General features: G+C 33.8%; 19 protein-coding genes. 8 read left to right on the forward strand and 11 right to left on the reverse strand.

The genetic code is table 11. From position 1 onward, the window contains the following. Positions 1–69 precede the first annotated feature (69 nt). From tig to ACQ654_RS10545, 7 genes are all read right to left on the reverse strand, one after another. Positions 70–1,398 (reverse strand): trigger factor, encoded by a 1,329-nt coding sequence (tig, locus tag ACQ654_RS10515; protein ID WP_430410287.1) that lies wholly within the window; start codon positions 1,396–1,398, stop codon positions 70–72. 249 nt (positions 1,399–1,647) lie between these two features. Further along, entirely contained in the window at positions 1,648–2,538 is an 891-nt protein-coding gene (locus ACQ654_RS10520; protein ID WP_430410288.1) for a T9SS type A sorting domain-containing protein, read from the reverse strand. Positions 2,539–2,588: 50 nt separating this feature from the next. After that, complete coding sequence (locus tag ACQ654_RS10525; protein ID WP_430410289.1) at positions 2,589–3,860, reverse strand: hypothetical protein; 1,272 nt, start codon at positions 3,858–3,860, stop codon at positions 2,589–2,591. Positions 3,861–4,972: 1,112 nt separating this feature from the next. Continuing rightward, positions 4,973–6,487 (reverse strand): G-D-S-L family lipolytic protein, encoded by a 1,515-nt coding sequence (locus ACQ654_RS10530; protein WP_430410290.1) that lies wholly within the window; start codon positions 6,485–6,487, stop codon positions 4,973–4,975. 19 nt (positions 6,488–6,506) lie between these two features. Further along, on the reverse strand, positions 6,507–7,760 hold the full coding sequence (locus tag ACQ654_RS10535) for an OmpP1/FadL family transporter (protein ID WP_430410291.1): 1,254 nt from the start codon (positions 7,758–7,760) through the stop codon (positions 6,507–6,509). Positions 7,761–7,887: 127 nt separating this feature from the next. Next, positions 7,888–8,658: an alpha/beta fold hydrolase gene (locus tag ACQ654_RS10540; RefSeq protein WP_430410292.1), complete on the reverse strand. Its 771-nt coding sequence runs from the start codon at positions 8,656–8,658 to the stop codon at positions 7,888–7,890. Then, on the reverse strand, positions 8,658–9,371 hold the full coding sequence (locus ACQ654_RS10545; protein WP_430413021.1) for a pyridoxine 5'-phosphate synthase: 714 nt from the start codon (positions 9,369–9,371) through the stop codon (positions 8,658–8,660). Before ACQ654_RS10545 ends, ACQ654_RS10540 begins: the two co-directional genes overlap by 1 nt. A 99-nt stretch (positions 9,372–9,470) precedes the next feature. On the opposite strand from ACQ654_RS10545, the gene ACQ654_RS10550 reads away from it, so the two are divergent. The 7 genes from ACQ654_RS10550 to ACQ654_RS10580 all read left to right on the forward strand — a co-directional run bounded on the left by ACQ654_RS10550 (position 9,471) and on the right by ACQ654_RS10580 (position 16,703). After that, entirely contained in the window at positions 9,471–10,127 is a 657-nt protein-coding gene (locus ACQ654_RS10550; RefSeq protein ID WP_430410293.1) for an acetoin utilization protein acuB, read from the forward strand. Positions 10,128–10,138: 11 nt separating this feature from the next. Next, on the forward strand, positions 10,139–11,023 hold the full coding sequence (locus tag ACQ654_RS10555) for an NAD kinase (protein WP_430410294.1): 885 nt from the start codon (positions 10,139–10,141) through the stop codon (positions 11,021–11,023). A gap of 99 nt (positions 11,024–11,122) precedes the next feature. Continuing rightward, positions 11,123–11,809, forward strand: coding sequence for a DUF6089 family protein (locus ACQ654_RS10560; protein WP_430410295.1), 687 nt, complete (start codon positions 11,123–11,125; stop codon positions 11,807–11,809). Positions 11,810–11,829: 20 nt separating this feature from the next. Then, entirely contained in the window at positions 11,830–12,570 is a 741-nt protein-coding gene (locus tag ACQ654_RS10565) for an isoprenyl transferase (RefSeq protein ID WP_430410296.1), read from the forward strand. A gap of 7 nt (positions 12,571–12,577) precedes the next feature. Continuing rightward, on the forward strand, positions 12,578–15,202 hold the full coding sequence (gene bamA / locus ACQ654_RS10570; protein ID WP_430410297.1) for an outer membrane protein assembly factor BamA: 2,625 nt from the start codon (positions 12,578–12,580) through the stop codon (positions 15,200–15,202). A gap of 48 nt (positions 15,203–15,250) precedes the next feature. Continuing rightward, positions 15,251–16,144, forward strand: coding sequence for an OmpH family outer membrane protein (locus tag ACQ654_RS10575; protein ID WP_430410298.1), 894 nt, complete (start codon positions 15,251–15,253; stop codon positions 16,142–16,144). A 43-nt stretch (positions 16,145–16,187) separates the two neighbouring features. Further along, entirely contained in the window at positions 16,188–16,703 is a 516-nt protein-coding gene (locus tag ACQ654_RS10580) for an OmpH family outer membrane protein (RefSeq protein WP_430410299.1), read from the forward strand. Between the two features lie 79 nt (positions 16,704–16,782). On the opposite strand, the gene ACQ654_RS10585 is transcribed toward ACQ654_RS10580, so the two are convergent. After that, positions 16,783–17,016 carry a hypothetical protein gene (locus ACQ654_RS10585; protein ID WP_430410300.1) on the reverse strand — a complete coding sequence of 78 codons (234 nt, stop codon included), beginning with the start codon at positions 17,014–17,016 and terminating at the stop codon, positions 16,783–16,785. A 144-nt stretch (positions 17,017–17,160) separates the two neighbouring features. On the opposite strand from ACQ654_RS10585, the gene murI reads away from it, so the two are divergent. Beyond that, positions 17,161–17,940, forward strand: coding sequence for a glutamate racemase (murI, locus tag ACQ654_RS10590; RefSeq protein WP_430410301.1), 780 nt, complete (start codon positions 17,161–17,163; stop codon positions 17,938–17,940). Here murI and ACQ654_RS10595 read toward each other — a convergent pair. From ACQ654_RS10595 to ACQ654_RS10605, 3 genes are all read right to left on the reverse strand, one after another. Continuing rightward, positions 17,937–18,452 (reverse strand): gamma carbonic anhydrase family protein, encoded by a 516-nt coding sequence (locus ACQ654_RS10595; RefSeq protein ID WP_430410302.1) that lies wholly within the window; start codon positions 18,450–18,452, stop codon positions 17,937–17,939. The two genes, murI and ACQ654_RS10595, sit on opposite strands and share 4 nt — an antisense overlap. Positions 18,453–18,562: 110 nt before the next feature. Then, on the reverse strand, positions 18,563–19,294 hold the full coding sequence (locus ACQ654_RS10600; protein WP_430410303.1) for a LytR/AlgR family response regulator transcription factor: 732 nt from the start codon (positions 19,292–19,294) through the stop codon (positions 18,563–18,565). Continuing rightward, on the reverse strand, positions 19,295–21,505 hold the full coding sequence (locus ACQ654_RS10605; RefSeq protein WP_430410304.1) for a tetratricopeptide repeat-containing sensor histidine kinase: 2,211 nt from the start codon (positions 21,503–21,505) through the stop codon (positions 19,295–19,297). Positions 21,506–21,571 lie beyond the last annotated feature (66 nt).

A 21,571-nucleotide genomic window follows, 5' to 3' on the forward strand; every position in this document is an offset into this window, starting at 1 on the left:
TTCTATTTTTTGATTAAAAAAGGCGTTAAAATGTTGATTTTAACGCCTTAAATATAAGTATTTTATTTCTTACTGACTGTCTCCGTATACTTCTTTAACGAAGTTTTCGTAAGTCACTTCTTTCTTTTTAAGGTTTGCTTTTTCTTTGAAAAGTTCTAATAGTTTTTGACTTAACAATTGATCTGTTAATCTACGTACCTCTTCTTGGTTCGATAAAATTCTTGCCGCAATGTCTTCTAACTCTTGATCGCTAGGGTTCATTTGTCCAAATTGCGCCATTTGTACTTTGATCATTTGCTTGGCAAATTCTTTTAAATCTTCAAACTGAACTTGAACTTCGTTTTCCTTTACTAATTTGTCTTGAATTAGTTGGTAACGTAATCCTTTTTCAGATTTTCCGTATTCTTCTGCTGCTTGTTCAACAGTTAATTCTTGCTCACCTGCAGATTGAATCCACTTTTTCAAGAAGTCAGCTGGTAAATCAAATTTTGTGTTTTCAATGAGTTCTTCCGTTACATCATTTAGTAAACGCTGATCAGATTGTTGTACAAATTGCTTTTCAGCATCTTCTTTAATCTTCGCTTTTACTTCTTCTAATGTATTTACATTTCCTTCACCAAATAATTTGTCGAATAATTCTTGGTTAAGTTCTGCTAATTCTCTTGTATTTATTTCATTAATTTTGAAAGAAACTTCAATATCTAAATCGTAAGCAACATCGTGTTCAACTTTTAGAAAGTTCACTAAATCGTGATCATTATTGAATAATCCTTTTGTTTTTAATGTAAGTGTATCTCCAACTTTTGCACCAACAAACTTGTTAAGGTTTCTTTTTCCTTTGATTTTATCTAAACCAACTGTTGCATTGTTTTCAATTCCTGCTTCTTCATTTGAGAAAACTCCTGTTACTTCAGATTCTTCAGAAACTTCATCTTGACTGATTAGTTTTCCGTATTGTTTTCTGATGTTTTCAACTTGACCGTCGATCATTTTGTCATCTGCAACAATATCATATTGTGTAATTGGTTTTGCTTTTAAGTCAACTTTAAACTCAGGAGCTAATCCTAATTCAAATTCAAAAGAGAAATTTTCAGCGTCCCAGTTGAATTCTTCTTGCATTCTTGGTAATGGATTTCCAAGAATGTCTAGTTTTTCTTCTACTAAATATTTGTTTAATGATTCTTGTAACAATTTGTTTACCTCATCAACAAGTACTGCTTTTCCGTACTGCTTTTTTACCAATCCCATTGGTACATGACCTTTTCTAAATCCTGGGATATTTGCTGTTTTTCTGTAGTCCGTTAAAATTTTAGTTACTTTTTCGCTGTAATCTTCTTTCGCAATCTCAACAGTAACAACCGCATTAAGCGTATCTATATTTTCTCTTGTTATATTCATCTCTTTTATTATGATATAAAAATTGGCTTGCAAAAGTACATTATTTTTAGAAGCGAATCAAGTTATTTAAGTATTTGTGTATCAGTTTATTTTTACTGCAATTACTGAAATTATAATGTATATTATTTTTAAATTGACTTTGTTCCTGTTGAAAAATAGAATAGAGACTATCTTACTTGTATGATAGTCTCTATTTTTCACTCTATCAATTACCAATACTTTTGATGAAAAGCAGTATTGAAATTGTCACTATTTTTTAATTATTTTTTTATTTAAAGAAGTTCCATTTGGCAATTGAAGCTTTAAAATATAAATACCTACAGGAAGTTGCTCTATATTTATCTGACCTTGCACCATGTCTTTACCATTCAACATTTTCGCAACTGCTCTTACTTGCTTTCCTGTAATATCGTGCAAAACTATATTTGCTTGTCCTTTATCTTGTGTATTAAATCTAAAGTTAACAATAGTACTTACCGGATTGGGATAAATACTTAGTCCTAAGGCTGTAGCTGTTGGTACTTTTTCTAGTTTTTCTTGAGCATTTGTAACGGCTTCTAACGTAGTGTCTACTTGAAAAATATTGGTTGTATAGTCGGTTGCGTCAAATTCTGTTTTGAGCACTTTAAAACGACCATTTCCTTCTACTATTTTATTGCATTGACAATCTGAAAGTGCATACTTTGCTACTTTTAGTGTTGAGATATAGCCCATGGCTACCACTTTGCTATTTGCATTGGTACGCTCAGGACCTTTGCTCCGTATTCTAAATACAAGTTCGGTTGTTTTAAGTGTACGATCAGCAATCATTTTAGCGGTTCCAGCGGCATCAATAGCGACTAACTTTCCCTTGTGTTTTGCACTGTATAGTTGAAACGTATTGTTTTTAACATTTTCAACAATCCAAAAGTAAAAGCTTTCATCATTTTTTACCATTGGCGCAAGTGTTAGTACATCATTTTGCTCTTTAAGGTACTTTCCTGAGTCAGTATCTCCTTGTATTTGGCACAATCCTTTCACTTCCGCACCTTCGGGCAACATAGAGGATTGTAAGCCTTGTATATTTTGTCCTAGCATCAACCAAGGTGCCCAAAATATACTTATGATTATTAGTATTTTTAGTGTATATATTTTTTTCATGATTTTATGAGTTAAAATTTATTGTATGACATTGTATTGCTGTAAGACTTTTATTTTTTACTTCGTCTTAATTCGCTTTTTAAAGACGCGTTGTCTTCTTTCAATAGTTGAATTTCTTTTTTTAACTCAATTAAATGCAAGTATAAGGTCTCTATATTTTCTACGGAACGTGTAAGAATGTCAGATACATTTAATCCGTTTTCAACAATTTCTGCTTCTGCTGGCATATTTGGCAAATGCTTGTTCTTTTTCACATAAACTTCTACTTCATTTAATGGTAAAATTTCATAATCATCTGCAAATACATAATCAGGAAAACTCGCCGCAGACGAAACAATTGATAATGCTCTAATCGTTCCATTTACGTGTAATTTGTCTGTAGGGCTTGCAATACCAATACCAAAATTTCCATTATCTAACATAGTCATTCTTATCTCATGCGCAGCTTTAAAAACTATGACACCATCTCCACTATTGTCATTATCAGCTTGAATATTAATAAAACCTTCAGATTTTAAACTTTTATTATGCTCTAAGTTAACATCTCCTTGTACTCGTATATCTCCAGAAACATGAAGCTTACTCGTTGGATCAATTGTTCCGACACCTACATTTCCACTATTATCAATTCGTATTCTTTCCACATTGTTTGTGTATACACCAAGTTCTCCATCTCCATTTTGACTAATCCCAGTATCATTATCACCAATAGCTAAATCTATTTGTGGGTCTAGCATACCGAGTCCAAAGTTTCCATTATTGGCAAGAGTCATTTGATTTAAACCACCTGTACTGAAATTGAAACCATCTACATCATAAAATTTCATTCCCACAGAGTATTCTCCTCTTATATAGTGATTGGTATCTCCAAATCTAATCTCACCATAATCGCCTACGGAGTCCCATTCATTAGGCTCTAAGAATATAACAGGATTACCTGACCCCTTAATATGTAAACTTTCAGTAGGCACAATTCCTAGTCCCAGTTTTGCATCATTGGTAAGCGCCATTTTGTTAACACCTGCGTCTCCATGATTACTATTCGTACCATATCCGAACCATAAAAATGTTCCTTGGTTTACCATATTCCAAGAATGTGCTGTTCCTACTTGAAGTCTCAACTGTGACCAGTGATTTGAATTATCATCGTTAATTGTCCATCGATCTAAATATGTTCCAGCTCCTTGCCCACTCCAAGTTTGTGCTATTGTTGTGTTGATACAAAAAAATGTTGCGATCAGTGTGCATAAAAACACGAATGAGCGTTTTGCCTTCAGTGTCGGATTTATAGATTGTTTTCGGTTGATTTTGTAATTTTTCATGTGTTCTTGTTTTTTTGGTTGATTAAATATTTCCCTATTTAATATATTTCTTACTCTATTTAAAAGAGGCTTTTCAGATTCCGCCTATCAAATCAAAAACAAATTCGTGTAGCTACTCAATCGAACTGTTTATTTTTGATTATGACATGAAATTGAAAAAAAAATCTGCTAGAGCTGAAAAAAAATCCTTGAACTTTAGTTTCTTTGGAACGAAACTTATATTATGAAGAACAAACTCTTGTATAATTTTATGAAAGTAAGTCTGCTAAGTATTGTAAATGCATGTTTGGTTGGATAGAAATACTTAATAAAATTGTTGAAGAAATATTAATTTTAGATTTCGTATATGTTTGAGAAACGATCAATACCTAAAATCTAAATTTTTATCGTGATTGAGCACTCATAATATACTACTTTAAGTAGAAAAATTCAACTGTTCGGATTCATCTGGAAACGTCAAAAACGAATTTGATTCGGTATCTTAAAAGAATTAATACTAGTTTGATGAGATTCTGGATCAAGTCCAGAATGACGCTTCTCAGAACTTTTTAGATCTTTTTTTCAACTTACAATCTTCCGTGCGTCCTATCGGACTTCGCACATAGAAATAGTCATTCTTTACCGTATTGCAAAAAATAAAGTAGCAGATCCCGCTGTATTGCGGGATTAGTTCAACTTACAATCTTCCGTGCGTCCTATCGGACTTCGCACATAGAAATAGTCATTCTTTACCGTATTGCAAAAAATAAAGTAGCAGATCCCGCTGTATTGCGGGATTAGTTCAACTTACAATATTGCACGCGTCCTATCGGACTTCGCATATAGAAATAGTCATTCTTTACCGTATTGCAAAAAATAAAGTAGCAGATCCCGCTGTACTGCGGGATTAGTTCAACTTACAATCTTACACGCGTCCTATCGGACTTCGCATGTAGAAATAGTCATTCTTTACCGTATTGCAAAAAATAAAGTAGCAGATCCCGCTGTATTGCGGGATTAGTTCAACTTACAATCTTGCACGCGTCCTATCGGACTTCGCAAGATTGAGTTTCACTAACAAAAAAAGCACTGATTTCTCAGTGCTTTTTAATGATGTGTATTTATGATATTTCTTAGTTCGTAGGAACTACAGTTACACCAGGATAATATCCGGCAGTAACTCCAGGTACATCAGAACCATATTTTTCGTTGATTACTTTTATAAATTGATCAGCCACAATTGCATAACCTCTTGAGTTTGGATGTACACCATCTAAAGAGAATACTGCTGTAGAAATCGCATCCGAAGAACCGTCAAAGTAGTTGTTTGTATAAATTTGCCCGTCAGTTGTACGTAAACCAGAAACTAATACTTCAAGTGTTGTTGCCATGTCAGCAATTGCTAAGTCTTTCTCTGTTGCAATTGCAATAATTGCATTGTTGTATGCAGTTCTTGCATTTCTTACCAATTGAATTTCTGTAGCCGTTAACACCCAGTTATCAGCTAAAGGCACTCCAACTCCGTTTACACTTCCAGGGTTTGTTGGATCTGCTAATGTTCCGATAATTCCAGAAGATGGTAAAATTAATAAGTCATTTACAGTTGCCATTCTTAAGTTAGGCAATCCTAATACAGAAAGGTTTGTTAAATCTTCATCAACAATTACAACAGCATTTTGACCTGCTGAGAATTGAATGGTACGTTGTGCAACTTCTCCAGTCGTAATTAACCCATTAGCTGCTGCTAATTGCAATCCTCCATTGTATTGTGCATAAGCTCCACTTGCAAATGCAGCAGTTTGTGCGTCCATTGGAATTGGATTGTAAGGTACTGTTGTAAAGTAAGGAATAGACGTTACATCTGGTAATGTAGCTACAACTCCTTTTGCTCCGTTTGCTGTTAATGCATCTACAATACCTTGATATGTTAATGCGAATACTGCAGGATCGGTAATATCATTAAATCCGTATGATAATACATTTAAGTTTCCTGTTTGGTCAACTCCTGATCCACCAGAAGTAGCGTATGATAAAATATCATTGTTCCCAATCCATAAAGAAAAGAATGTAGGTCCTAATGATACAGCATCGTCAATTACTGTTGCGTTCGGAGATGTTGCATGTCTTACAAAGTAAGGATTTGCAGCTCCTAAAGCCAAGTTCGTTATGTTTCCATATCCTGGAAATCCTAAATGGAATGATTTTGCTCCAGGAACTCCCATGTTGTTATATGCAGTTGCTTGTAAGTTTGAAACTTCAGAAGTTGGAGTCACGTTTAATGGTTCTGGTCCGCCTTCACTTGCATCAATTACCAAACGAGTTCCGAATCCTGGTAATGGATTTCCTCCTAATAAGAATCCACCAGCATCATTTACATCATCTTCAAAAGATGGTTGTGTAAATGTTCCACCGCCTGCAAATGCAAATTTCTCTGCCATAATGTTTGGAAATGAGTTTTGTTGCCCACTTCTAAATACAGTTCCGTCCATGTAACCAGCCGTTAATGAGTTTCCAACAGCTACATATGTTGAAAAGTCTGCTGTCCCACTTGTGTATGCTCCGCTTTCGTCAATTGGATTGTCAAATTCTGGTTCACAGGCAACTAATCCTAAAGCTAGTATTGCTATATATTTTATATTGTTTTTCATCTTTTTCTGCTCTTTAATATTATAATTTGTATGAAACTCCGATTCCTGCTACTAAAGCATTCGACTTATATTCTCCTCCAAAAGACAAAGGTTGTCCTGCTTCTGTGAAGTAATCATAAGAGTTTTGAATTTCATTAGAATGTACATATAATACAGAAGCATCAATAGCCCACTTACTGTTTAAGTTATATGAAAATCCTGCTGTAAAGTTTACTGAATCTGGTCTTGGCGTTTCTGGTGCGAAGAATCCATCTCTAATTGGCGACTCATCAAAGTAGAAACCTGCTCTTACAGTTACTTTTTGAGTTGCTTCATATTGTGCTCCAATTTTGTATATAGAAGAGTTTTTATAGGCTCTTGGGTTTCTTGATAAACCTGCAGAATTGAAAAACTGAACATCTAATGATTCGTATGCATCCCAAAATGTTCTTGTGTAATCAAAAGCTAACAACCATTTATCAGATGGCTTGAAAGAAGCTCCTAATGTTAATTCTGCTGGCAATGGTAAAGATGCTGTAAAGTCTCCATCAGGAAAACCTGCTGCTAATGCTCCTGGTAAGTTTTCAAAGTCTGCTGTTCCATCTCCTCTTTCAACATTCATGTCAATTTTTGAACGATAGTTGAATCCGATGTTAAAATCTTTTGTTGGACGAAACATTGCTCCTACAGTATATCCCCAAGCGTTAATTCCTGATGCATCAATGGTTACGTTAGCACGTGCTCCAGTTTCATCTGTTAAACTTCTAGATAAGTTTCTGTTGAAGTTTACAGCGCCTGAAACATATATTGGTCCACCACCAATACTTAGTTTTTCACTTATTTTAATAGCAATTGTAGGCTGAATAAAGATTGCAGACAATTCAATGTTATTAACTAAATGCGAACCTTCCCAATCAGTTGGCCATTCTACTCTACTTCCGTAAGGTGTATATACTGCTAAACCAGCAGATAACCAGTCTGTTATTTTATATGATCCATATACATAAAAAGGCGTTCCTACTGGATTGTCAGCTTCTGCTTTGTATCCGAACTCTCTATTTTGATATGATGTGTTTGATAATACAGCCGCCGCTCCTAAAGATACATTTAGCTTTCCATCCAAGTATACAAGTCCAGCAGGATTGAAAAATGCTGATTCTGCACTTGTTACCACAGCAACTCCTGTATGTCCCATAGCTAATTGCTTATGACCCTGAACTCCGACTCTATATCCTCCAGCGTACATTACCGAAGCCGAAAACGCGATGGTCAATACCAATAAAAGTTTTTTCATAATTGTAAAAATTGTTGATTTAAGGTTAAATTTTTGTAAAATTATCGGCTCAAAAATAGCACAAATTATTATAAACACAAGATTTAAGGGAAATTATTATGCATTCATAGTAAATTTAGACCGATTTTTAAGAATTCAAAAAAGATAGTGCTTTTTTCAGAAACTGTGTAGGATTTTCCGCATGCAACCAATGACCCGAATTTGAAACTTCTTCAATCGTAGCTTTTGGGAAATATTGATGAATTAATTTTTCATCTCCTATTTGTATGTATTCCGATTTGTCTCCTTTTAGAAATAACGTTGCTTTTTCATACGTATTGTTTCCAGGAAGTGCTTCTCCTATTTCTTCTACATTATTAATTAATGCTTTTAAATTGATTCGAAGCCCTAGTGTTTTATCTACTTTCCAGTATAGGTTTTTTAGCAAAAATTGACGCGTACCTGCTTCTGGAACATATTTTTTCATGATGTCTTCTGCATCACTTCTACTTGCTAACATTTCAGCATCAAGTGCTGATAATCCTGCTAGTATTTGTTCGTGATGTGTTGGGTAAAATTTTGGCCCAATATCTACAATGACTAGTTTTTCAAGCATTTCTTTATGATCCATTGCAAATACCATTGCCGTTTTTCCGCCCATAGAATGGCCAATTAGCGAAATTGATGCTAGTTTGTGATGCTTACAATAGTGTTTCAAATCGTCCGAAAGCAATTCATAGTTAAATTCATCCGAATGAAAACTACGTCCATGATTTCGTTGATCTATTAAGTGTACTTGATATCCTTCACGTGCAAATTTCTTTCCAAGTGTTTTCCAGTTATCAGACATTCCCAAGAAACCATGTAATATTAATAATGGTTTTCCTGTTTCTCCAATAATGTTTGAATGTAAAATCATTATTTTAGTTTGTTTAAATACATATTAACAACATTATCTACTCCTAAATATATAGATTCAGCAATTAGCGCATGTCCAATAGACACTTCCAATAGGTTTGGAATTTTTTTTGCGAAGAATGCTATGTTTTCCAGACTTAAATCGTGTCCGGCATTGATTCCAATTCCTAGTTCGTTTGCACGATTGGCACAATTAATATAAGGCTGAATTGCTTTTTCATTGCCTAAACTATACTGATGTGCAAATTCTTCCGTGTACAATTCTATACGATCCGTTCCAACTTCCTTTGCGCCGTCAATCATTTCGATAACAGGATCTACGAAGATAGAGGTACGAATTCCGTGATTTTTAAATTCCGTAATGACTTCTGTTAAAAAGTCTTTGTGTTTTATCGTATCCCAACCTGCATTTGAAGTAATGGCATCAACCGCGTCAGGTACTAAAGTTACTTGTGTAGGCTGTACTTCCAACACTAAATCCATAAATTTTTTAATCGGATTGCCTTCAATATTATATTCAGTATGTACTATCGGTTTTAAATCTCTAGCGTCTTGATAGCGTATATGTCGTTGGTCTGGTCTTGGGTGAATTGTGATTCCTTGTGCTCCAAAATTTTGCACATCTTTGGCAAACTTCACTAAGTTAGGCACATCGCCACCTCTGGCATTTCGTAACGTAGCAATTTTATTTATGTTTACACTAAGTTTTGTCATCATTGCGTTTTAATTTTATAACTGAGTGCAAAAATACAAAGTTAGCATGCTTAGAAGTAGTTATTTTTAATTAATTTGCGCCCACAAACCTTTTGTTCTATGAATATTGCACACTACATTTTAAATGATGTTACTCCTTTAACTGTTAATGACAAGGTAAAAGAGGCGCAATTGGTATTTAATCAACTTACATTTTCGCACATTCCAATTATGCAAGAAGGCGTGTATTTGGGCTGTTTATCTGAGACAGATTCACATTGTTTTGATGCGGCGAAAACTATAGATGAATACCGCTATGCATTGGAACAGTTTTTTGTAAGAACTCAAACGAATTGGATTGATGTGTTGGAAGCATTCGCTCAGAATTCTACGAATGTGATGCCCATTTTGAATGAAAAGAATGATTATGTTGGTTATTACGAGCTAAATGATATTATAAATATTTTTAATGATACCCCTTTTTTACACGAACTTGGAAGTGTTTTAGTGGTTGAAAAAGGCATGAAAGATTATTCGTTTAGTGAAATTAGCCAAATAGTAGAATCGAATAATGCACGTTTGTTAGGTGCTTTTATTTCGAAAACTGAAAACGACGTTGTGCAAGTTACCATCAAATTGAACAATGCTGGATTAAACGAAATTGTACAATCGTTCAGAAGATACAGTTATAATATTGTGTCAGAATTTGCAGAAGATTCATATATGCAAAATTTAAAAGAACGTTCGGACTATTTAGACAAATACCTTAATATATAGTATAGGAAATTATGAAAGTTGGTATTTACGGGCAATTTTATAATAAAGATTCAGGTGAGTATATACTATATTTACTGAAGGCGTTGCATCAATTTGGTATAGAAATTTATATTGAAAAACGTTTTTATGAAATTTTTTCTTCCAAATTAAACATAACCGAAATCTACAAAACTTTTTCTTCGTATGAAGACTTAGACAATTCATATGATTTATTTTTGAGTTTAGGTGGTGATGGAACTATTTTAAGAACCATTACACTTGTGCAAGATTTAAATATTCCCATTTTGGGAATCAATACAGGTAGACTTGGATTTTTAGCAACAATTCAAAAGGAAGAAATAAAAGATGCTATTTCTAAAATTATTGGAAAAGAGTTTGAAGTTATTGAACGAAGTGTATTAGCTGTAGAAACTTCTCCAGAAAACGAAGACATTAAAAACATGAACTTTGCTTTAAATGAAGTTACAGTAGCTCGAAAAGATACCACATCAATGATTACTGTAAAAACACATTTGAATGATGAATATTTAAATTCCTACTGGGCAGACGGACTTATTGTAGCAACTCCGACAGGTTCAACAGGATATTCATTAAGTTGTGGCGGACCAGTTATTACACCAAATAACAATAATTTTGTACTAACACCAATTGCACCACACAATTTAAATGCACGTCCATTAATAATTCCAGATCATACAACCATACAATTAGAGGTTTCAGGACGTGAAGACAAACACCTAATTTCATTAGATTCGCGAATAGCTACAGTAGATATAAACACCATAATTACTGTAAAAAAAGCACCATTTACCATTAAACTTGTAGAACTTCAAGGACAGAGTTTCTTAAAAACGCTGCGAAAAAAGCTCCTTTGGGGAGAAGATAAACGAAATTAAAAGCAATAAAATCCAGCAAATTATGTTTAAATCCCATAGGTTGATTATTACAATTGCCTATAACAAAAGAGAATACTATATTTGCAAACTTTTGATACTATGAAGAGACTCGTCTTACTATTGGTTGTTTTTACTTTAACCCACACAGCAAATGCACAACTCCATGAAATTGGAGCGTATGTTGGGTACAGTAATTTTATTGGTGATGTTGGTTCCACAAACTACATCAACCCAAACCATTTGGCGTATGGAGCTATTTACAAATGGAATAGAAGTGAACGACACTCGTTTAGAGCTTCTATAACAAGAACACTGCTTGAAGGAAAAGATATCAATTCAGATGATCCAGCTAGACAAGCAAGAGGATTACAATTTACAAATACAATTACAGAGTTGTCTGTAGGGTTAGAATTTACCTTTTGGGAATTTAACCTCCATGACCTTGATCCGCAAGGAACTCCGTATTTATATTCTGGAATTTCTTACTTTAGCTACGATACACTATTTTTGGACGATGGAAATATTGTTCCTTACGGAAATGATAACACATTTGCCATTCCGATGGTTTTAGGATACAAAATGACAATTTCTCCTAGTATGATTTTAGGTATTGAAGTTGGCGCACGTTATACGTTTACCGATGATTTGGATGGAAGTAACCCAGTAAAAGACAAAAAAGACTTTGAAGATTTAAAGTTTGGAAATATAAACAGTAATGATTGGTATATGTTTATGGGAGTTACCCTAACTTATACTTTTGGAAAAAAGCCCTGCTTCTGCTACTAGCAAAGCATGCAACTATAGAAATGAATTTAGCAGATCAAATACAAAAAGACTTTTTACCAAAGCATTTAGCCATTATCATGGACGGAAATGGGCGTTGGGCAAAACAAAAAGGCAAACTTCGTGTATTTGGACATGAAAATGGATCAAAAGCAGTACGTCGCACCATCGAAACTTGTGGTGAACTTGGCATAGCAAACTTAACGCTATACGCATTCTCTACCGAAAATTGGAATCGTCCAAGGTTAGAAGTAGAAGCTTTGATGCGATTATTGGTCTCTTCATTACGAAAAGAATTAAAACAACTTGTTAAGAACAACATAAAATTACAAGCTATCGGGAACTTAGATTCGCTTCCTGAGAAGGCTAAAAAAGAGTTATTTGAGGTCGTTGAAAAAACCAAAAATAACACGCGCATGACGCTCACACTAGCACTTAGCTATGGTTCAAGAGAAGAAATAAAAAATGCTGTTAAAGAAATATGTCATAAAGTTAAAAATAATATAATTTCTTTAGAAACTATTGATGAATCAATTATTAATCAGCATCTTTACACGCAAAATTTACCTGATGTAGATTTACTTATACGCACCAGTGGTGAGCATCGTATAAGTAATTTTTTGTTATGGCAAATAGCATATGCTGAACTTTATTTCACAGATGTATTATGGCCAGATTTTAGCAAAGAACACTTATATGAAGCGTTGATTAATTATCAAAATAGAGAACGAAGATTTGGAAAAACAAGCGAACAAATTAATTAGAATTTTAATGCAAAAAAAGTACCTAAAATTATTTTTACTAGTATCATTACTGTTTTGCAGTATCGCGACACATGCGCAGGAGACTACTTTTGATAAAGGAGAAAAATATATCATTGGCGGAATTAAAGTTACAGGGCTAAAAAGTTACAACGAACAAACCGTTGTAACCTATACACAATTGCGTGTAGGGCAAGAAATTTTAGTCCCTGGAGAAGAAATTAGTGCTGTCATCAAAAAACTTTGGGGATTAGAACTTTTTAGTGATATCAATTTCTATATAGAACGTATAGAAGGCGACAAAATCTTTTTAGAACTAAACATTCAAGAATTACCAACACTTTCTGAGGTAGAAGTTAGAGGTTTAAAAGAGAGCAAAGCCGCTACTGTAATCAAAGAAACCGAACTTAAAAGAGGTAAAAAGATTACAGAAAGTTTCTTAGCGAATACGAAAAACTATATTCAAAACAAGTACAAGAAACAAGGGTATTACAGCACAAAAGTAAACATCACTACCATTGCTGATTCAACAAATACTGAGTCTAAAAATGCCATGAAAATCATCGTAAATGTTGATCGTGGTAAAAAAGTAAAAGTGAAGAAAATTCGCTTTGAAGGAAACACACAATTTAAAGACGGAAAGTTGCGTAAAACCATGCGTAATACGAAGCAAAAATTCCCATTACGTATCTTTAAAGCGTCTAAATTTATTCCTGAAGACTACAAAGAAGATTTAGCTTCTATTATAGAAAAATATAAAGAAAATGGATTCCGTGATGCCAGAGTTACCAAAGACTCGATCAGTTGGAATGAAGATAATACCATTAATATTGATATCGCTCTTGAAGAAGGTAGAAAATATTACTTTGGAGATATTACATTCTTAGGAAACTCAGTATATACTGATGATGAATTAAGAAGATTATTAGGAATTAATAAAGGTGACACCTATAATGGCGTTTTGTTGGAAAGACGTATTGCAGACGAAACGAATCCTGATGCAGACGATTTGACAAACAAATATCAAAACAACGGATATTTATTCTCTAACATTAACCCTGTTGAGGTTTCTGCGAAAAATGACACCATTGACTTTGAAATTCGTATCATTGAAGGAAAACCTGCCTATTTCAATAACATTACCGTTAAAGGAAACGAAAAAACAAACGATCACGTAATCTATCGTGAAATCAGAACAAAACCAGGAGAATTATACAGTAAAGATAAAATCATTCGTACCATTCGTGAATTGGGACAACTAGGTTTCTTCGATGCAGAACAAATAAAGCCAGAAATCAAAAACCCAGATCCAAACAGTGGAACTGTTGATGTAGAATTCTCAGTTGCAGAACGTGGAGGAAGCCAAATAGAACTACAAGGTGGTTATGGTGGTGGAGGTTTCATCGGAACTTTAGGTTTATCATTCAATAACTTCTCTATTCGAAACTTATTCAATGGTGACGCATACAAACCACTTCCTACTGGAGACGGACAAAAACTAGCATTGCGTGCGCAAGCAAGTAGATTTTTCCAAACATTCAGTTTCTCATTTACTGAACCATGGTTAGGAGGAAAAAAACCTGTACAGTTTACAACATCATTATCACATACAGTTCAATTCTTATTCAATCCGCAAACAAACAATGCTGATAAAGACAGACGTTTCTTAATTACAGGATTATCTGTAGGATTGGCAAAAAGATTAGCAGAACCAGATGATTTCTTTGTATTATCACAAGCATTAAGTTTTCAACATTACAACTTAAAAAATTATAATACTGGATTATTTACATTTGGTGATGGATTCTCAAACAACTTCTCATACACAGCTGCGTTGAGTAGAAATTCTTCAGGTCCAAACCCAATATATCCAATGTCTGGATCTGATTTCTCAATTAGTGCTAAACTTTCATTGCCGTATTCATTATTCAATAACATAGATTATGGAAATCTTGAAAATGAAGAAGAATATCAATTACGAGACGCCAATGGAAACTTCTTAAACGGAAATGCTGGTCAACCTGGCGAACCTGCAAACTTAGGTCCAACCTTAGACGAAGGAGAAGTATCAGTGGTAGACAGAGGAAAAGTAGATCAAGAAAAATTTAAATGGCTCGAATTCTATAAAATCAAATTCAAAGGTGCTTGGTATCAAAAAATTGTTGACAAATTAGTCTTAAAAACAGAAGCAAACTTTGGTTTCTTAGGAGCGTATGACAACGATAGAGGAATCATTCCTTTTGAGCGATTCTTCGTTGGTGGAGACGGTTTAGGAACGTTTAGTTTAGATGGTAGAGAGGCAATTGCACTACGTGGATATCCAAATCAATCACTTTCTGATATAGATGGAGGTACTATTTACAATAAATTTTCGTTAGAGTTACGTTATCCGATTACTTTGAAACAAACAGCATCTATTTATGCGTTGACATTTTTAGAAGCTGGTGGATCATTTAATTCGTTTAAAGAATACAGCCCGTTTGAATTAAATCGCTCAGCTGGTGCAGGATTACGTATATTTATGCCAGCGTTCGGATTATTGGGTATTGATTTTGGATATGGATTTGATCCAATTCCAGGAACAACACAACGAAATGGATGGGAAACACATTTCATAATCGGACAACAATTTTAAGTCATTTTAATTTTGGCACGATATTTTCTATTAACAAACCGACACAGTATGAAAACTAAAGTTCTTTTATTATTAACAATGCTTCTCACGCTATCAACCATCAATGCACAACGTGTAAATGGAGCAAGAGTTGGTTACATAGATATGGAATACATTTTAGAAAATGTAACTGCGTATCAAGAAGCTAATACACAATTAGAAGCAAAAGCAAATCGCTGGAAAACAGAGATGCAAAAAAAGCAAGGTGAGATTGAACAAATGAAAAAAAATCTCAGTGCCGAACGTGTATTACTAACAAAAGAATTGGTTGATGAACGTGAAGAAGAAATACAAATATTAGAAGGAGAATTAACTAAATATCAACAAGATCGTTTTGGTCCTAATGGAAGCTTAATGATTCAACGTCAAAATTTAGTTAAGCCGATTCAAGATCAAGTATTAACTGCTGTGCAAGATATTGCAAAGAAAAGAAGATACGATTTCGTATTTGACAAATCAGCAGATGTTGTAATGTTATATTCGGCACAGAAATTTGACATTAGTGATCTTGTTTTAAGAACAATTAATAGAGACGTAAAACGAAAAGGAAGAGCCGCGAAGTTGAAAGAAGCTAGTGAAAAAACGAAGTTTGATGATACTGAAAAAGAAGTAAATCCTGAAATAGAAGCAAAAAAACAAGCTGCTGCAGAAAAGAGATCTGAACGTGAAAAAGTGTTGGAAGAACGCAAACAAAAGCGTTTAGAAGAGCGTGAAGCAAAAAAGAAAGCATACGAAGAAAAGCGTAAAAAACTAATTGCTGACCGAGAAGCGAAAAAGAAAGCCGCAGAAGAAAAACGCAAAAAACGAGCGGAAGAAAAGAAAAAGAAGCAGGAAGAAAAGAAAAACGGAAAAGAAGAAGAACAAGAAGAAAATGAAGGCGGTGGCGCTGGAAACGGAAAATAATAACTTAAATATAAATAACACGTAAAGTAAATAATTGAAAATCATGAAACAAATGAAAAAGCTAATAGCTATTGCAGTCTTATTTTTTGGAGTAGTAAGTCTTACAAATGCTCAAACTAAAGTTGCTCATATAAACACGCAACAATTGATTAGCGCTATGCCTGAGATGAAAAATGCAAAAGCTGAATTTGACAAATTACAACAGTCGCTAGGAGCAGATATTCAAGCTTCAGTTACAGAGTACAGAAATAAATTAACACAGTATACAAACGAAGCACCAACAAAAACTGACGCTGAAAACGACAGTAGAAAAAAGGAATTAGCTGAGTTAGAAGGTAGAATTCAAGAAGCACAAACTGCTGCACAAAAAACTGCTGAACAAAAGTATATTGACTTAACAAAGCCTATTCAAGAGAAAGCACTAGCAGCTATTCAAAAAGTTGCAAGAGCACAAGGATATGCATATGTACTTGACGAAACTCCAGGTTCTGGATTATTACTTGCTGACGGAACAAACTTAATGTCTGCAGTAAAAAAAGAATTAGGTATTACACAGTAAATTATACATACCTCATTATATAAAAAAGCTTCCAAATTGGAAGCTTTTTTGTTTTTTTACCTAAAACCTACATCTCTCATTAGCAACCGCCATTACACGTACGACAATGTAAAGGATCACTTAATGGATGATTATTAGTTAAACAATTATTAGTTCCGCATGCGGCAGTTCCACAATTGTTGGTTCCGCAATTATTAGTACCACAATTTCTAGTTGCGCAATAAAATGTAATATAACCACCTTTAATTTCTCCTAAATTTGAAACGTTTGTTTTGCCTAAAAGGAGTTTTCTACTTAATTTCTTTTTTTTCATAATGCTTATTTTCAAATTAATTTACTCAAATATACAGTGCACAATCATTAGTAAATTCCTACAATATGTAGGATTTCATCAAAAATTACGACTCTCGTATCAAATCTTATAGAGCGCCTATTTTTTTTACTTATTTTTACAACTATGAGTAATTCTCCAATAGGTATTTTTGATTCTGGCGTTGGCGGCACTTCCATCTGGAAAGAAATCCACCAATTGCTGCCACATGAAGACACTGTATATTTAGCAGATAGTCAAAACGCGCCGTATGGACCAAAAGGAAAAGAAAGAATTACAGAACTCAGTATAAAAAATACAGAATTACTACTCAAAAAAGGCTGTAAACTTATTGTGGTGGCTTGCAATACGGCAACAACAAATTCGATACAATATTTAAGAGAAAACTATAACGTTCCATTTATCGGAATTGAACCAGCTATAAAACCTGCCGCTTTACAGACGAAATCCAACACGATTGGCATTTTGGCAACCATAGGCACCTTATCTAGTGAGTTGTTTCACAAAACGTCTGATTTGTATGCTAATGGCGTAAAAATTATTGAACAAGTTGGTGAAGGTTTAGTTCCACTGATTGAAAACGGACAAATTGAATCTCCAGAAATGGATAAATTATTAGAAAAATACCTGCAACCAATGCTAGCCGCAGAAATAGATTATTTGGTGTTAGGCTGTAGTCATTATCCATATTTGATTCCGAAGTTGAAAACCTTCTTACCAAAACATATACAAATTATAGATTCGGGCATTGCGGTTGCACGGCAAACTGAAGCCGTTTTAAATCAATATGAATTACTTAATACTTCGCAGGAATTAGGAACGTGTACTTTTTATAGCAATGGAAATATTGACATTTTAAATGATATTATTCAATATGAATTCCCGGCAACTAAACTGAAGTTTTAATCTTCTTTAAACCAACTTGAATATTCCACATAATTATCTGCAATTCGGTTGATTTCTCCTGAAATTAATTCGTCACTAATATCTTTTACTTTTTTAGCCGGAACGCCCGCATAAATACTTCCAGAAGTTACATGTGTGTTTTTGGTAACGACAGCGCCAGCCGCAATAATACTGTTGCTTTCAATTACGCAATCGTCCATGACAATACTTCCCATTCCAATCAATACATTATCATGAATGGTACAACCGTGTACAATAGCATTGTGTCCAATAGAAACATTATTTCCAATCGTTGTCGGTGATTTTTGATACGTTGCATGAATGACAGCACCATCTTGTACGTTTACCTTATCACCCATTTTAATAAAATGAACATCACCACGCAATACCGAATTGAACCAAATACTACATTGATTTCCCATACTTACTTCGCCGACAATGGTAGCGTTCTCAGCAATGAAACAATCGTTTCCAATTTGTGGATGTTTTCCGTTTACAGGTTTTATGATCATGGGGTTTTGGGTTTTGGGTTTTGGGTTTCTTTAAGTCGCTTTGCTCCTTGTCTGTTGATTTGTTTTTTTGTGAATTCGTTATTTTGTTTACGCTGAGCGGAGCCGAAGCGCTATTTAAAATACGACAACAAATTTGCTTTTTTGGTTGAGGAAACCATCACTTCTTTTCCAGTAGATAGTACAACGCTTCCTCCTTTTCCTTTTTTGTATTTTACAACTTCATTTACATTTACTAAATACGATTTGTGCACGCGCGCAAAAGGATACTCACTTAAAGCATCTTCAAAGTATTTTAATGTTTTACTGACCACAATTTTTGAATTATTAATGTAAATTTCTGTATAATTATCATCCGCTTTACAATATATAATTTCGGCAACATTCAACACTTCAAAACCGTCTTGTTGCGGAATGGTAATTTTTCCGTTAATGGTCTCAATTTTTGGAGAAAGTACAGCGTCAGACAAACTATCTTCTTTCGTTTTAATTGCTATTACATGATCTACCGCTTTAATTAATTCGTCAATCGAAATTGGTTTTAATAAATAATAAGAAGCATGACTGTTTAGCGCTTCTATTGCATAATGATCATACGCCGTGACAAATATGGTTTCGAACGTGCGGTCGCCTACTTTCTCTAACAAATCAAAAGCGTTCCCAAACGGCATTTCTACATCTAAAAAAACCAAGTCTAATTCATTATTTCGAATCAACACCAATGCATCTTCAATGTTTGAAGCTTCGCCGATAATTTGAACATTTGGGCAATATTTCCCAACATATTTTTTCAGAATTTCTCTGCTAATTTCTTCGTCTTCAACAATAATTGTTTGGAGTTGCATTTAGTCTTTTTTAAGTGTTAATATTACTTTTGTTCCTTGTCCATCTTCCAACACATCAGAGATCGTTACGTCTACTTTATCTTTGTACATATCGTTTAAAATGGCAATACGTTTTTTAATATTCCCCATTCCTTTTGACTTTTGACGCAATTGATTTTTCGTTTTTAATTCCATAGAACGCAATCTTCCAATTCCGTTGTCTTCAATAGTAATTTGAAGCGTTTCATCATCTTTTTTAGCAATTGAAATGTGTAGCATTCCTTTTTCTTCTTTGTAACGCAATCCGTGCCAAATAGCATTTTCAATGTACGGTTGCAATAACATTGGCGGAATTTGAAAGTCTGAAACTTTTACGGTTTCATCTACATGAATTATGTATTCAAATTTATCTTGAAAGCGCATGTGCTCTAACCGTACATACAATTCTAATAATTCTAATTCTTTGGAAAGCGGAATGAAATCTTCATCAGAATTTTCTAAAACAGAACGCATTAAAGTTGAAAACTCAGATAAATAGCGATTCGCGTTTCGTTCGTCATTTATTGCAATGTAATTGTTTACAGAATTTAATGCATTGAAAATAAAGTGCGGATTCATTTGTGTTCGTAACGATTTTAGCGCCAATAAGTTGTTTGCCAATTTCTGCTGTTTGCTGTTTCTGTATAATAAGTAAATGGTGAAAACCAGCAACGACATTGCAAAAATTAGTGAATAAATTGTGTATTTCTGACGCGTATTACTTTCTTGTGCATATTCTTTTTGAATGATATTATTTTTAATTCGCGCCTCGCGCAACTCACGATCAGCTTCTAAACTTCGGATGCGCAATTGATTATCTTGAATTCGTTTTCCAAATCGACTTGCTTGCGAAATTTCTTGCTCTCTACGCAATACCAATTCATTCACAACATCTACATAGTCTTCAAATACTTTTTTTGCTTGATCAAAATCGCCGATATTTTCTAAACTTTCAGATAATTTCCGCGTTGCATCTTTTTTAATGATTAAATCCTCCTTCTTCCCTGCTTCCGAAATACTTTTTTCAAAATACGGAATGGCTTCATCATATTTTTCTTGTAGTAAGAAGGCGTTTCCAATTTTGTAATTAATTTTTTGAGAAGTAATTAATGTAGAATCTTTTATGGAGTTTGTAAGTGATTTATTTTCAAATCCAGATTTTTCTAAATCTTCTAAATTTTGCTTTCGCAATTCTATTTCTTTATCAAAAGAATTTGTCGTGTTATAAAAATCAGCTACTCTATTTTGTTCAACAATAGCTCTGCTTTCATTTTGTTTTTTGGCAAGTCTTAATGAATTTAAAAACAACCCATTTGCCGTCTTAACATCACCTTTAGCTGCATAATTTTCAGCAATTTTTGAATTTAAATCTGTAATTTTTGGCGTAATTAAATCTGCTTGTGCTATAGCCAATCCTTTGTTGTAATTTTCTAAAGCTTTATCATATTGCTTCAATGCTTTATACGCATCTCCCAAACCTTCATATATGATAGTTTGTTGATAGCGAGATAAATTATTTCGCAGAATAGTTTCAAACGAAACAATAGCTTCATTATATTCCTTATTTAACAATTGTGTTGTTCCAATTGCAATCCATAAACGTGTTGTTCTATATGTATTTAGAGCAATTCGATAATTACTGATTGCCAAATCGTATTGTTTCCAATACACATAAATATCACCTAAAACTGCGTATGAATCTGATAGTTTTTTATCGTCTGTGCTATCATATAAGTTCTCTAAAGATTTTTCTACATACTGAATACTTTTATCAATATCTTTTTTCTTGAACATCACTGCAGAATCCAATAATACACGGTGTGATGCAATAAATTCTTTACGTCTTCCAGTTCTTTTTTTTACTTCTTGATCGTATCCTTCAACGACGACTTCAATTTTTTCATCATTCGTAATGGTGTGAAATTCTTTTCCAAAACTTGGATGTTCTATAATGAGTTGATCGCCAACTTTTGTGCGTATGGAAAAGTGTCCATATTTGTTGGTTTTCGTTTCTTCACCTCCAATAATGCGAACAACAGCATTCGGTATTGGTGTTCTTTTTTCGTAGCCTCTTACTTCACCTCTTACTGTAAATACTGTATTTTCCATTTTATCCTCAGATGTATTTTGCGCAGAAAATTCATGGAAAGAAAAAAGGAATACGAGTAAAAGTATGTATTTAAGATGCTTCATTTTTATGCTTAAGAATGATAAACTTACGTACTTTCAATGATATACTAAAATGCAAGCTTCGTAAAA

This window comes from Kordia sp. (genome assembly GCF_965283645.1).
Classification (GTDB): domain Bacteria; phylum Bacteroidota; class Bacteroidia; order Flavobacteriales; family Flavobacteriaceae; genus Kordia.

Coding starts and splice junctions, on each gene's coding strand:
- tig (WP_430410287.1), bottom strand. CDS start 1,398: ATGAATATAACAAGAGAAAATATAGATACGCTTAATGCGGTTGTTACT.
- ACQ654_RS10520 (WP_430410288.1), bottom strand. CDS start 2,538: ATGAAAAAAATATATACACTAAAAATACTAATAATCATAAGTATATTT.
- ACQ654_RS10525 (WP_430410289.1), bottom strand. CDS start 3,860: ATGAAAAATTACAAAATCAACCGAAAACAATCTATAAATCCGACACTG.
- ACQ654_RS10530 (WP_430410290.1), bottom strand. CDS start 6,487: ATGAAAAACAATATAAAATATATAGCAATACTAGCTTTAGGATTAGTT.
- ACQ654_RS10535 (WP_430410291.1), bottom strand. CDS start 7,760: ATGAAAAAACTTTTATTGGTATTGACCATCGCGTTTTCGGCTTCGGTA.
- ACQ654_RS10540 (WP_430410292.1), bottom strand. CDS start 8,658: ATGATTTTACATTCAAACATTATTGGAGAAACAGGAAAACCATTATTA.
- ACQ654_RS10545 (WP_430413021.1), bottom strand. CDS start 9,371: ATGACAAAACTTAGTGTAAACATAAATAAAATTGCTACGTTACGAAAT.
- ACQ654_RS10550 (WP_430410293.1), top strand. CDS start 9,471: ATGAATATTGCACACTACATTTTAAATGATGTTACTCCTTTAACTGTT.
- ACQ654_RS10555 (WP_430410294.1), top strand. CDS start 10,139: ATGAAAGTTGGTATTTACGGGCAATTTTATAATAAAGATTCAGGTGAG.
- ACQ654_RS10560 (WP_430410295.1), top strand. CDS start 11,123: ATGAAGAGACTCGTCTTACTATTGGTTGTTTTTACTTTAACCCACACA.
- ACQ654_RS10565 (WP_430410296.1), top strand. CDS start 11,830: ATGAATTTAGCAGATCAAATACAAAAAGACTTTTTACCAAAGCATTTA.
- bamA (WP_430410297.1), top strand. CDS start 12,578: ATGCAAAAAAAGTACCTAAAATTATTTTTACTAGTATCATTACTGTTT.
- ACQ654_RS10575 (WP_430410298.1), top strand. CDS start 15,251: ATGAAAACTAAAGTTCTTTTATTATTAACAATGCTTCTCACGCTATCA.
- ACQ654_RS10580 (WP_430410299.1), top strand. CDS start 16,188: ATGAAACAAATGAAAAAGCTAATAGCTATTGCAGTCTTATTTTTTGGA.
- ACQ654_RS10585 (WP_430410300.1), bottom strand. CDS start 17,016: ATGAAAAAAAAGAAATTAAGTAGAAAACTCCTTTTAGGCAAAACAAAC.
- murI (WP_430410301.1), top strand. CDS start 17,161: ATGAGTAATTCTCCAATAGGTATTTTTGATTCTGGCGTTGGCGGCACT.
- ACQ654_RS10595 (WP_430410302.1), bottom strand. CDS start 18,452: ATGATCATAAAACCTGTAAACGGAAAACATCCACAAATTGGAAACGAT.
- ACQ654_RS10600 (WP_430410303.1), bottom strand. CDS start 19,294: ATGCAACTCCAAACAATTATTGTTGAAGACGAAGAAATTAGCAGAGAA.
- ACQ654_RS10605 (WP_430410304.1), bottom strand. CDS start 21,505: ATGAAGCATCTTAAATACATACTTTTACTCGTATTCCTTTTTTCTTTC.